Below are 12,803 nucleotides of genomic sequence, written 5' to 3' on the forward strand. Positions count from 1 at the left end.
TTCCTGTCACCATTTAATCATTATTACAAACTTTTTGCCGCCACCACCGCAGGATCCGCTGCACCACCGAGATAGGCACTGCGCACCTCATCATTATTTAAGAGTTCTTCCCCCCTGCCACTCAATTTAATTTCACCATTGACCATCACATAACCGCGGTCGGCCAACTGCAACGCATGTCGGGCATTCTGCTCAACCAAAAAAAGCGTCATGCCCTGCTGCGTCAGTTCGCGCAGGATGTTGAATATCTGCTTGACCACGATAGGCGCCAAGCCAAGGCTCGGTTCATCCAGCAACAACAGCTTTGGGCGGCTCATCAGCGCACGCGCAATGGCCAACATCTGCTGTTCACCGCCGGAGAGCGTCATCGCACGTTGCTTGCGCCGTTCCAGCAAACGCGGAAACAGCTGATACATCCGCTCTTTGTCCTCTTTGACATGCCGTTCCCCTACGGCGATGGTGCCCATCAAGAGATTCTCTTCAACCGTCATATCCGGGAAAATGCGCCGCCCCTCCGGTGCCTGCGCAATTCCGCTGGCGGCGATAAAATGGGTACTGCGATGGCCAATCGATTCCCCACGCAGGCGAATGTCACCGCTGGCGATACGCGGCTGGCCAAAAATCGACATCAACAGCGTCGATTTACCCGCCCCGTTCGCACCAATCAGTGCCACGGTTTCCCCTTGGTTCACCGTCAGCGAGACCTGTTTGAGCGCCTGCACGGGACCGTAAAACACATCAACCTGTTCAAAGCTCAGCATCGATTCAGCCATGGTCGCTCTCCTCATCGGCACCCAGATAGGCGGCAATCACTTTGGGATCGTGGCGGATTTGCTGCGGTGTACCCTGTGCAATCACATCACCGTGATCGAGCACCACGATGTGATCGGAAATGCGCATCACCATCGGCATATCGTGTTCAATTAACAGCACGCTAATACGATGGTCAGCACGTAGGCGATGCAAAATTTGGCTAAGGGTATCCGTCTCAACCGGGTTGAGACCTGCTGCAGGCTCATCGAGACAAATCAGTTCTGGACGCGTGCACATGGCACGTGCAATCTCTAATCGCCGCTGTTGGCCATAAGAAAGCGTGCCCGCCAGCCGATTGGCGCTTGAGACTAAATCAACATTTTCCAGCCAATAAAACGCGCGGTCCAATGCCCGATTTTCCGCTTCACGGTAGCCACGCGTGTTCATCACGCCGGCCAGCAATTGGCGATTGACCAGCATGTGTTGCGCCACCAGCAAATTCTCCACCACCGACATCTCACGGAATAAACGGATATTCTGGAAGGTTCGTGCCAGCCCGGCACGATTGACCAAATGAGCCCCACCGAACATTTTGTACCAAATGCGCGAACCCAAGCGGGCGGGGTTGAGCCAATCCTGCGGATGGATTTTCTGCCCCAGCACCTGAATCACGTCGGTATGACGCTGGTTGGCATTGAGCATAATGCGCCCGCCGGTGGCGCGATAAAAGCCGGTAAGGCAGTTAAATACTGTGGTTTTGCCCGCACCATTAGGCCCAATCAGTGAGGTCACCGAACCTCGTTCCACGGATAAGCTGACATCATTCAGCGCTTTAATGCCGCCAAAGCGCATCATCAGGTTGTTGACTTGTAGAATGGCATCACTCATGGCGTACTCCTTTACGCAAGGGAACACCCACGCGCGCGGTGCGCACCAATCCTCGTGGTCGCCAGATCATCATCAACACCATCAACATGCCAAACAGCAGCACGCGATATTCAGCAAAGCTACGCAACAGTTCAGGTGCAACCGTCAGCACAAAAGCGGCGAGCACTACGCCGAGTGTCGAACCCATACCGCCTAACACCACAATCGCCAGAATGAGCGCAGACTCAAAGAAGGTGAAAGAAGTGGGATTCACAAATCCTTGATAACTGGCGAAAAACACCCCTGCGATGCCCGCTGTTGATGCGCCGAGCATAAAGGCTGAAAGCTTCACCAAGACATGATTCAGCCCCATGGCACGGCAGGCAATTTCGTCTTCCCGTAGCGCTTCCCAAGCGCGACCGATGGGCATGCGTGTGAGTCGGTGTTTAATGAACAGCACTAACAGGACCACCAGCACCAGTACCACGTAGATGAAGATAAACTTCATGTTTGGGTTGTAATCGAGGTGCAAAAACTCGTGATAAGGTACGCCGCCATCTCGTGCGCGTCGGGCAAACTCCAGACCGAAAAAGGTCGGTGATGGCACCGATACCCCATTCGGCCCTCCGGTAAACGACAGCCAGTTGGTCAGAACCAAACGAATGATTTCGCCAAAGCCAAGCGTCACAATCGCCAGATAATCGCCATGCATACGCAGCACGGGAAAACCAAGCAGTGCGCCGGCAAAAGCCGCCATCAGCGCCGCAATCGGTAACATGCTCCAGAACCCTAAGCCAAGGTACTCGTACCCCAGCGCCAGGCCGTAAGCCCCGATGGCGTAAAATGCCACGTAGCCCAAATCGAGTAGCCCAGCCAAGCCCACTACAATGTTCAGTCCAAGGCCAAGCAGCACATAAATCAACCCAAGAATCGCCACGGTCAGCAGGTATTTGCTGGAGAGAAAGGGAAAGGCCAACGCGGCAATCAGTAACAGCGGCAAGATCCAGCGTAACCGCGAACGATAACCCGGTTCACGTACGTAAACACCATCATCACTACCTTCAAATTTGCGTTTGAATTGCTGCCCAAAGGTTGTATAGAGAAACAAGCTGAGCAGCAAACGCCCGACCATGACCAGCCCGACCAACAGCGCCACGCGCTGCGGGGACAGCTTGAAGCTGTAACCGTCCAATACCACGCCCACAATCGGGCCAAACACCACCAGCGCGATCACCCCGGCCAGTAGTGTGTCGAGCAATGCTTCGCGCATGCCCGCACGTTGCGTCATTGCATTCATCGCTGCATCCTCACACTTTGGCAACCAGTGGACGTCCCAGTAGCCCCTGTGGACGGAAGATTAAAATCACCACCAGCAGGGCAAACGAGAATACATCTTTGTAATCCGAGTTCACCAACCCCGCAAACTGGGCTTCCGCCACGCCAAGCAGCAATCCTCCCAGCATCGCGCCGGGCAGCGAACCAATGCCACCGAGCACCGCCGCCGTAAACGCTTTGATGCCGATAATAAAGCCAGCGTAGAAATCGAAGGTGCCGTAGTTCATCGTCACCAATACGCCCGCTAAACCCGCCATCGCAGCGCCCATCACAAACACTAGCGAAATCACGCGATCGGTATTGATGCCGAGAATCGAAGCCATGCGACGGTCCTGCTGCACCGCACGGCAAATACGCCCCAGCTTGGTGTACTGAATAATCCAGGTGAGAAATGCCATGCCACAGAAGGCGGCAATTAGGATGAACACTTTCGTCCACGTGATCTGCACAATACCGCCATCAATTTCCATACGCAGCACGCCCGTCATCAGCGTTGGAATCCCTTGCTGGTTTGGCCCCTGACTAAGCTGTACGTAATTTTGCAGGATCAACGACATGCCAATTGCTGAAATCAGCGGAGCAAGGCGCGTCGAGTTGCGCAGTGGACGATAAGCAATGCGCTCTATCGCCCAGCCATAAGCGGCAGTAACAATGATGGTGAAGAGTAACGTGCCAAAGATCAGCAAAGGGAAGGAGTGAATGCCAAAATAACTCAGTAACGCCAAGCCGATGGCACACAGGTAGGCCGAGATCATATACACCTCGCCGTGCGCGAAGTTGATCATGCCAATAATGCCGTACACCATGGTATAGCCGATAGCGATCAACCCATATACCGCGCCCAAAGTCAGGCCGTTGATCATCTGCTGTATGAAGAAAGCGTCCATAGGTCTGTCTCGCATGTAAAAGTAACGCAGATTTCGCGTTCAATCGCGAAAGGCCCCGCAATGCAGGGCCGCGTGTCGAATTACAGCTGATGATACTTACCTTTATCATCCCACTGATAAACAACATAATCAGAGACTTTAAGGTCGCCTTTACCGTCCCAAGATTTTTTGCCCATCACGGTATCGACGCTATTGGCCTTCAACCAATCACTGGCTTTCGCATTATCTTTCCCTGCGGCTTTATATGCTGCAGCAATTGCCTGCACAGAGGCATAAGCGTAAAGGGTATAGCCTTCCGGTTCGAAACCGCTGGCGCGGAATTTCTCAATCACTGCTTTACCCTCTGGAAGGGTGCGTGGGTCGTTGCCAAAGGTCATGTACACCCCTTTGGTATATTGCGGACCCCCGGCTGCAGTCACCATCTCTGCTGTCACAATACAGTCGCCGGAGAAGAAGGCCGCATTGACACCTTGCTCACGCATTTGACGCACCAATGGCCCGGCTTCTGGATGGCATCCGCCGAAATAGACCACGTCCGGTTTGACTGCACCAATTTTCGTCACCAGCGCGTTGAAGTCTTTCTCACCACGAGAAAGGCCTTCATATAACACCTCCTTCACGCCTCGTTTCTCCAGCGCCGCTTTGGTGGCATCAGCCAGCCCCTGACCGTAGGTGTCTTTGTCGTGGATTACCGCTACTTTTTTCGCTTTCAGTTTATCGATGATGAAATCGGCGGCAATCGCGCCTTGCTGATCGTCACGACCACACATGCGGAACATGGTTTTCATACCGCGTTCGGTGATTTGTGGATTGGTGGATCCGGGGGTGATCGCCAGCACTCCGGCTTCGTCATACACTTCCGAGGCAGGCATGGTGGAGGAGGAGCAGAAGTGGCCAACTACCGCCATGACTTTGTCTTGATCGACTAAGCGGTTTGCCACCGACACCGCCTGCTTGGGTTCACAGGCATCATCACCCTGTACCAGCACGATTTTTTCACCGTTTATCCCACCGGCAGCGTTGATATCATCCGCTGCCTGGCTCGCACCCTTCCAATACTGCGCCCCGTAGGTCGCATTTGGACCCGAGAACGGGCCTGCTACACCAATCTTGATATCTGCCTGAGCGTAAAAAGCCACGCTCAGGCAACCTGCAAGTACCACCTTCACTGGGTGTTTTATGAATTTCAAAGACATGCTTTCAATCCTCAACGGGTCAGGAACGGAGCCATACCACGGCCTGGGAGAAATCAATTTCTGAAACTTTTGCAGCACGTAATGTGGTCGGAGGGTGACCACGGTATAGGATCAAGCAAGAAACTCGCCAAAGAAGACGGTCGGTGGCAGCTTTTTGCAGTGGCATCGCGCCAGGGCAGACGAGGCGCGTGGTGACATCCCTGCTAATCATAAACATAGCCAGAGTTACGCTGCGCACCAGCACCGTGATGGTGCAGAATGCGGTCGATCACAGATTCTTCATCGTTCCGATGTGTTTATCCGCTATGCTCAGGTCAAATCGGTCCATGTTTCCTGAAAGGAGAACCCATGAATACGCAACGGAACGGATTGAGTAGCCAGCAGGCACTGGATGAATTAGAGCGCCTGTATGAAAGTGCGGTAGAAGCTCTGCGCAACGCGATTCGCGATTTCACCACCCAAGGCACGCTGCCTGATGAACAGGCGCGTCAAAACGGTCTATTTGTTTATCCTGAACTGCGCATCACCTGGCTGGGTGAAGGTCCGCAGCAAAATCGCACGCGCGCCTGGGGACGTTTCACGCACACCGGCAGTTACAGCACTACCATCACCCGCCCAGCGCTACTGCGTCACTATTTAAGTGAACAGTTGCAGATGCTGGAAAAAGAGTACGATGTGTTGGTCGAAGTGGGTCCTTCGCAGCAAGAGATCCCTTATCCGTACGTGATTGATGGATTGTCACTGGACCGCTCGATGAGTGCCAGCATCGCGCGCCACTTCCCTACCACTGAACTGTCGCAGATTGGTGATGAAACCGCAGATGGCCTGTTCCATGCCAATGCCCTTTTCCCCCTGTCGCACTTTGATGCGCTGCGTACCGATTTCTCTCTCGCACGTCTGCGTCATTACACCGGCACGGCGGTAGAGCACTTCCAGCCGTTTGTGCTGTTCACTAACTACACTCGATATGTCGATGAGTTTGTGCGTTGGGCGATCGAACAAGTGCAAGACCCCAATACCCCCTATGACAGCCTCGCCTGCGCCGGCGATGTGGTGATCACTGCGGATACGCAAGATCCTACTGCCATGATGTCCGACCTCGCATGGAAGAAACATCAGATGCCGGCCTGGCACCTCACCTCACCCAACCGTCGCGGCATCACGCTGGTGAACATCGGTGTGGGCCCGTCTAATGCTAAAACCATTTGCGACCACCTTGCAGTGATTCGTCCACACGCGTGGTTGATGATTGGCCACTGCGGCGGACTACGTGAAAGCCAAACCATAGGTGACTACGTGCTGGCTCATGCCTATCTGCGCGACGACCATGTGTTAGATAGCGTACTGCCGCCGGACATCCCGATTCCAAGCATTGCTGAAGTGCAGCGTGCGCTGTATGACGCCACCAAAGCCGTCAGCGGCATGCCAGGCGAAGAGGTCAAACAGCGTCTGCGTACCGGCACGGTGGTCACCACCGACGATCGCAACTGGGAACTGCGTTACTCCGCTTCTGCGTTGCGCTTTAACCTAAGCCGTGCTGTGGCGGTGGATATGGAGAGCGCCACTATCGCTGCGCAGGGTTATCGCTTCCGTGTACCTTACGGTACCTTACTGTGCGTCTCGGATAAGCCCCTGCACGGCGAAATTAAACTGCCGGGCCAGGCGAACCGCTTCTATGAAGGCGCGATTTCTGAGCATTTGCAGATCGGCATCTGCGCGGTTGAGCTGCTGCGTGCTGAGGGCGATAAGTTACATTCAAGGAAATTACGCACCTTTAATGAACCACCGTTCAGGTAAAGATTGAATTCCGGTCCCAGTGGGGCCGGAATTAGATTGAACTACAGGTCAAACTTTTACCAGCAGGTCCTTCACAAACCAGGCCAGCACAGCCAGAATGGCGGGCACCATAATGGACCAGGTCAGTCTGTCATTCAGCTTTTCAAATTTCTCATCAATCCGGACAAACTTTTTCTCAAATTTTTCATCCATGCGCTCAAACTTTACATCGAGACGTTGTTCCATTTTGTCCAACTTATCATCGATACGCAGTTCCATTTTCTCCAGCTTATCGTCGATGCGTACTTCCATTCTCTCCAGCTTATCGTCGAAGTGCAGCGCCATCTTTCCCAGTTTTTCGTCGAAATGCAGCGTCATTTTCCCCAGTTTGTCGTCAAAGTGCAGCGCCATATTTCCTAGCTTGTCGTCGAAATGCAGCGCCATCTTTTCGAACTTGCAGTCGGTACGCTTTTCCGATTTCCCCATCTCCCCCAGCAGTTCGGTACGCAGAGTGCCGATATCAGCTTTGGTCGCAAAATTCTCGGATCGCGCGGTGAGGACGGCAACATCCTGTTGAATTTGATGCGTAGTTTTTTCCAGCAACCCGACTCGTTGAGTTAACTCTTCCATTTTTGAATCTCCGATATTCCTGACGACGTAGATAAGTGGTGGAAGAAACGGGGCAGTACGCATGGCGTATTCCATTACACACCTCCAGATAGTCCCGGCTATCTCTTCACCTTGCCGCCTAGTGAAACAGATTCGAGCCGATTAAACATTCCACGAACCCGCCATTCACGGCAAAAAAGATCAGGCAGGCATCCATACGCCGCGCAGGTTAAAACCGGCCGAGTAATAACAAAAGAAGCGTCAGAGAAGGATTGCGAGACATCGCATAGAAAATCATTGCGGGGATGTAACAGAAGACACGGAAGCCCGAGCGGGCTTCCGTAAACCCGAACTTAGGCGCTCAGCCAGCCCAGTTTGATCACAAACAGAATCGAGAGAATCACCAGTGCAGCATTGATCTCTTTAGTACGACCGCTCAGCAGTTTAACCACCGTCCAGGTGATGAAACCGAATGCGATACCGTTCGCAATCGAGTAGGTCAGTGGCATCGTTAATGCCGTTACCGTTACCGGCGCAGCAGTGGTGATATCTTTCCAGTCAATTTCAGCCAGACCAGATGCCATCAGCACTGCGACAAACAGCAATGCGGGTGCCGTTGCATATACCGGAACACTGCCCGCCAACGGTGAGAAGAACAGGCTCAGCAGGAACAGCACCGCCACGACAATCGCCGTCAAGCCGGTACGTCCACCGGCGCTCACGCCCGCCGCCGATTCCACATAGCTGGTGGTGGTTGAAGTGCCCAGTAAAGAGCCAAACAGGGCAGCAGCACTGTCAGCGATCAAAGCACGGCCCATTTTCGGCACGTTGCCCTGCTCGTCGGCCAGACCTGCTCGCTTGGTCACACCCAGCAGTGTGCCGGTGTTATCAAACACATCCACAAACAGGAAGGCAAAGATCACACTGATCAAGCCGACGTTGAAGGCACCGGCGATATCCAGTTGCATAAAGGTTGGCGCGATTGATGGCGGAGCAGAGAACACCCCACCAAATGGCGTCAGGCCAATACCCATCGAAATAAAGGTCACCACCAGAATGCCAATCAGCACCGCGCCAGTCACGCGACGCGCTTCGAGTGCCACAATAATGAAGAAACCTAACAGCGCCAGCAGTGGACCCGGTTTAGTGAGATCGCCCAAGCCCACCAGCGTCGCCGGGTTATCAACAACGATACCCGCGCCTTCCAGTGCAATCAGCGCGAGGAACAAGCCGATACCTGCAGCAATACCTGCACGCAGCGGCAGCGGAATACTGGCAATAATCCACTCACGGATTTTGAATATCGACAGCGCAAAGAAAATCACTGCGGAAAGGAACACCGCACCCAGTGCGATCTGCCAGGTGTAACCCATGTGCAAAACGACGGTGTAGGTGAAGAACGCGTTGAGGCCCATACCCGGCGCTAATGCGATCGGATAGTTTGCGATCAAGCCCATCAGCACACAGCCAATCGCCGCAGCCAAACAGGTTGCGACAAACACCGCACCTTTATCCATACCGGTTGCACCGAGAATACTCGGGTTAACAAACAGAATGTAGGCCATGGCCAGGAAGGTCGTGATACCCGCAATGATTTCCGTGCGCACGGTGGTGTTGTGCGCCTTAAGTTTGAAGAGTTTTTCTAACATCATCATCTCTCATGAGCGGAGACGGCACGGATGCACGTTCTCTCTTGCCAATGTGGTTGAAACACTAGTTATATTTTTGATGAAAGCGATTTAAGCCGGACGTAAGGCAAGAGCACCTTCCGCTTTCCCCTGTCCATATAGCAATAGCTATGCCATCACCGTATGCAATCGTTTACGTTTACGAATAGCGTGTCGGTTAAGATAATTCCGAACCAGAATGAGGCGCGATTATGGTGCATTGCACTATTGCCGCGCAATCGTTTTCCCTGCCGTCAATGGTCGTAGCAGAAAATATTGCGGCAACGCACGCTTTCGCACTCTGCCTGGCGATGGCGCTCACGTTTCTGCAGCATGCCGCAGCAGCTTAAAAACATCGGGTTACACTGCTTTTAACCCTTTCGCAACATAAGAGACTGTGCAATGAAGCCCGCGATTTTGGTCGTTGATGATGATCGTGCCGTGTGTGAATTGCTGCACGATGTATTAAGTGAACACGTGTTTACCGTCTACAGCTGTCACCAGGGCAAAGATGCGCTGGCGCTGCTCAGTCTCCATCCGGAAATCTCGTTGGTGATGCTGGATATGATGCTGCCGGATACCAACGGCTTGCTGGTGCTGCAACATATGCAACGCCAGCGCCCCGATCTGCTGGTGATCATGCTGACAGGAATGGGATCGGAAGCGGATATGGTGGTAGGGCTGGAAATGGGGGCTGATGATTATATCGCTAAGCCATTCAACCCGCGTGTGGTGGTGGCGCGCGCGCGCGCCGCACTGCGCCGCTGTGGACGTCTGGCGCAACCTGAACTACAGCACGATGAGGGGTGGCAATTTAACGGCTGGCGCCTGGATGATAGCCGCTGCCAGCTGTTCAATCCGCAGCGGGAGAGCGTGCCTTTAACCCAAGGTGAATATACGTTACTGCGTGCCATGGTGTGCCACGCACGCAAAGTGCTGACTCGCGATCAACTGCTGGAGCTAACGCACAGTGAAAGCCTTGAAGTGTTTGATCGCACCATTGATGTGCTGATTATGCGCCTGCGTCGGAAGATTGAAGCCAATCCGCATCAACCCAGTTTGATTCGCACCATCCGTGGTCTGGGTTATGTTTTTTCTGCCGATGTGATGCGCCCTGCTTCAGCATCACGAGAAACACAAATCGCCTGATTCATCCAGCGCTGCATCTCGGCCAATGGCCGCGTGCCGTCCAGCGCGTTTGCTGCATGCAGATTAAAACACGCGCAGGTGTGTGCCAGCTGCAGCGTCTCCAACATTGACCAGCCTTCGTGGCTGGCATACAACACGCCAGCACAGAAGGCATCACCCGCACCAACGCTGCCAATAATCTCATCGGGCGTGAGGCACCACGCAGGTTGCCAGAAACCTTCTGCCGCACCTTCCTGACCCCAAGCCCCTTCCGGCGCATGAATCACCACACGTTGCCGTACTCCCTGCTCAATCAGCCATTGCGCCGCTTGCGCAAAAGCGTCTGACGCAGCCAACCCATTTTCGTTGCGCAGGGCTATGCCCGTAAGCGATTGCGCCTCTAGCTCGTTGATCACCAGATAATCAAGCCAGCGCAATGCCGGCAAGACCAACGGACGATACTCTCCCGCGCGTGACACCAGATCCAGCGAGGTGAGATAGCCACGTTGCTGCATCTCTGCTAACAGTCTGGCGCTGCGCGTGCCATAAACGTCGTCGGGTTGATCCAGACTATCAAGCAACAACAAATAACCAAGATGGAAAATACGGTGTGATGTCGCCAGCTCCGAAAAATGGGGCAGATCAAGCTGCGCATTAGCCCCACGCGCATGGAAGAAAGTGCGTTGCCCATCTGGCGTGGTCATCACCTGCGTCATTGCCGTGGTCACACTACCAGTACGTTGCACAAACTGGCGATCAACCCGATGCTCATCCAGCAATTGCAGTATGTACTCACCGTCACTGTCTTCACCAATCATTCCGACACCGGCAAGGGGAAGGTTTACCTGCATGCGCGCCAAGGTGAACAAAACATTCAACGCGGCACCACCGCTGCATTTCTCACTATGGAGGATCTCGGCCAGCCAACCTTGCTCGGGCCAGTGGCTGATACGCTGTACGTGATCCACCAGCATGCTGCCTGCGCCGAGAATGCCGTTGCGTTGCGCCATCTCAGGCCCTCCCAGCGCTGCCAAACACTTGCATCTGCTGCGCCACTACGTTGGCGATATCGCGTTCCACCGCCATCAGCAGCTCGGCAAAGGAGTCGTAGCGAGCATCGCGCTGCGTAATCTGCGATTCAATCGCGCCCAACGCCGCTTGGGACATGCCGGTGTAAAAATTGATTTTGTGAATACCCAGACTGATGGCATGACGGAAATCGGCATCGCTGATCCCCGATCCACCGTGCAGCACCAACGGAATGCCAGCAGCCGCGCGAATCGCTGCTAAGCGATCAAAATCGAGTTTCGGCTCACCTTTGTATTTGCCATGGGCGTTGCCAATCGCCACGGCCAGACAATCGATCCCGGTTGATTGCACAAATTCAGCCGCTAATGTCGGATCGGTAAACTTGTTGCTGTCAGCCTCGCCAAACAGCGCGCCGCCTTCATCGCCGCCAACGGCACCCAGCTCCGCCTCCACCGACACACCGATAGCGTGGCACATTTTTACCACTTCCCGCGTTTGGCGCACATTCTCCTCATAGCTCAGGGTTGAGCCATCAAACATCACCGAAGTAAAGCCGAGACGAATCGCCTGCATCACCGCCTCGAAATGCAAGCCGTGATCGAGATTGAGTACCACAGGGATGTCATGCAGAGCCGCTTCGGTGCGAATCGCCGCAATCAGATGTTCCAGGCTGATATATTTAAAATGCACTTCCGCGATGTTGATAATAAAAGGCGAGCGTTGCTGCTCCGCCGCCTGAAACAAGGCGCGAAGGAAGTGGGTATCCAACACGTTAAATGCGCCAAGCGCGTATTGATGTTGCTGCGCGTGGGCCAAGCCCTGCGCCAGAGAAATCAGTGCCATGGTGCGCTCCTTTATGCCAGCCAGCGGGAATATTCGTTACACAGCAACCAGCGCGGCGCCTCATCCTCTTCAATCGGATTAAAGCGCGCCAGCGGGGTGAGAAAGACGTTGTCATGCTCGTCATCATTGGGCATCGAAACCTCACCGACCAGCACGTCGCCGTAGCCCTCTTCGCCCCAGAAGCTGTGCCAAATGCCTGGCACCAGGGTGACGCTTTCGCCCGGCGACAGGCGCAACTGCGAACCCGCCGCATGCGTTTGCTGAACACCATCCAGCGTGACGTTCACCGGTGACGCACCCAACTGGTCGCCCGCGCGGTTATGCAGCGTGACTATTAAATTGCCACCCCCGCGATTAATGATGTCTTCCATTTTTTGCGGGTGATAATGCATTGGCGTAACCTGCCCTTCCCGCACGTGCATGATCTTTTCGGCATAGGGTTTGCCCCACGGCTGCCCGCCGCGTGACCCATTACGCAGAGTAAACAGGGTTAAGCCCATCTGAGAGAAATCGTCAGCGCCAAAACTGGTGACATCCCAGCCCAGATGCAGCGTCAGCAGCTCTTCCGCACGGCTTTTATCCAGCGCACGCCACTGGCTAAGACCGTAATCTGCCCAGGGTGGCAGATGGACATCCTGGCGCATAAAAAATTCGCGGGTCAGTTGCAGAATGGCGTTCACTTCGGATCGATGCATGACTCCCTCCACATGTTG

At 54.2% G+C, this 12,803-nt stretch carries 13 protein-coding genes; 3 read left to right on the forward strand and 10 right to left on the reverse strand.

What is annotated here, in order from left to right; all coding sequences use genetic code 11:
* Positions 1 to 23 precede the first annotated feature (23 nt).
* The 5 genes from HA51_RS15825 to HA51_RS15845 form a co-directional block, all read right to left on the reverse strand.
* A complete protein-coding gene (locus tag HA51_RS15825) occupies positions 24 to 773 on the reverse strand; it encodes an ABC transporter ATP-binding protein (protein ID WP_084935579.1) in 750 nt (249 codons plus the stop codon).
* Positions 766 to 1,641 carry an ABC transporter ATP-binding protein gene (locus tag HA51_RS15830; RefSeq protein WP_084935580.1) on the reverse strand — a complete coding sequence of 292 codons (876 nt, stop codon included), beginning with the start codon at positions 1,639 to 1,641 and terminating at the stop codon, positions 766 to 768. Before HA51_RS15830 ends, HA51_RS15825 begins: the two co-directional genes overlap by 8 nt.
* Entirely contained in the window at positions 1,634 to 2,917 is a 1,284-nt protein-coding gene (livM, locus tag HA51_RS15835) for a high-affinity branched-chain amino acid ABC transporter permease LivM (protein WP_084935581.1), read from the reverse strand. Before livM ends, HA51_RS15830 begins: the two co-directional genes overlap by 8 nt.
* Before the next feature lie 10 nt (positions 2,918 to 2,927).
* A complete protein-coding gene (locus HA51_RS15840) occupies positions 2,928 to 3,842 on the reverse strand; it encodes an ABC transporter permease subunit (protein WP_084935582.1) in 915 nt (304 codons plus the stop codon).
* Between the two features lie 80 nt (positions 3,843 to 3,922).
* A complete protein-coding gene (locus HA51_RS15845; RefSeq protein ID WP_211282956.1) occupies positions 3,923 to 4,981 on the reverse strand; it encodes a branched-chain amino acid ABC transporter substrate-binding protein in 1,059 nt (352 codons plus the stop codon).
* 405 nt (positions 4,982 to 5,386) lie between these two features.
* Between HA51_RS15845 and HA51_RS15850 the strand changes: the two genes are divergently transcribed.
* Positions 5,387 to 6,835, forward strand: a complete 1,449-nt coding sequence (locus HA51_RS15850) for an AMP nucleosidase (protein ID WP_084935584.1) — start codon at positions 5,387 to 5,389, stop codon at positions 6,833 to 6,835.
* A 48-nt stretch (positions 6,836 to 6,883) separates the two neighbouring features.
* Here the strand turns inward: HA51_RS15850 and HA51_RS15855 are convergent, their stop codons facing one another.
* Together HA51_RS15855 and HA51_RS15860 are read right to left on the reverse strand one after the other, a co-directional pair.
* Positions 6,884 to 7,519, reverse strand: coding sequence for a hypothetical protein (locus HA51_RS15855; RefSeq protein WP_245840228.1), 636 nt, complete (start codon positions 7,517 to 7,519; stop codon positions 6,884 to 6,886).
* A 257-nt stretch (positions 7,520 to 7,776) separates the two neighbouring features.
* Positions 7,777 to 9,075, reverse strand: coding sequence for an NCS2 family permease (locus tag HA51_RS15860; RefSeq protein ID WP_245840229.1), 1,299 nt, complete (start codon positions 9,073 to 9,075; stop codon positions 7,777 to 7,779).
* Between the two features lie 227 nt (positions 9,076 to 9,302).
* Between HA51_RS15860 and HA51_RS27115 the strand changes: the two genes are divergently transcribed.
* Together HA51_RS27115 and HA51_RS15865 are read left to right on the forward strand one after the other, a co-directional pair.
* The gene (locus HA51_RS27115) at positions 9,303 to 9,440 is read left to right on the forward strand and encodes a hypothetical protein (protein WP_158087376.1); all 138 of its coding nucleotides are present in this window, start codon (positions 9,303 to 9,305) and stop codon (positions 9,438 to 9,440) included.
* A 52-nt stretch (positions 9,441 to 9,492) separates the two neighbouring features.
* The gene (locus tag HA51_RS15865) at positions 9,493 to 10,239 is read left to right on the forward strand and encodes a response regulator (protein WP_084935586.1); all 747 of its coding nucleotides are present in this window, start codon (positions 9,493 to 9,495) and stop codon (positions 10,237 to 10,239) included.
* Here HA51_RS15865 and HA51_RS15870 read toward each other — a convergent pair.
* Genes HA51_RS15870 through HA51_RS15880 form a run of 3 tightly spaced genes read right to left on the reverse strand, consistent with a single transcriptional unit; the run spans position 10,176 to position 12,785 of the window.
* A complete protein-coding gene (locus HA51_RS15870) occupies positions 10,176 to 11,228 on the reverse strand; it encodes a carbohydrate kinase family protein (protein ID WP_084935587.1) in 1,053 nt (350 codons plus the stop codon). The genes HA51_RS15865 and HA51_RS15870 overlap by 64 nt on opposite strands.
* 1 nt (position 11,229) lies before the next feature.
* Entirely contained in the window at positions 11,230 to 12,090 is an 861-nt protein-coding gene (locus HA51_RS15875; protein ID WP_084935588.1) for a ketose 1,6-bisphosphate aldolase, read from the reverse strand.
* A gap of 11 nt (positions 12,091 to 12,101) precedes the next feature.
* Positions 12,102 to 12,785, reverse strand: a complete 684-nt coding sequence (locus HA51_RS15880) for a D-lyxose/D-mannose isomerase (RefSeq protein ID WP_084935589.1) — start codon at positions 12,783 to 12,785, stop codon at positions 12,102 to 12,104.
* Positions 12,786 to 12,803 lie beyond the last annotated feature (18 nt).

Source organism: Pantoea rwandensis, assembly GCF_002095475.1.
Classification (GTDB): Bacteria; Pseudomonadota; Gammaproteobacteria; order Enterobacterales; family Enterobacteriaceae; genus Pantoea; species Pantoea rwandensis.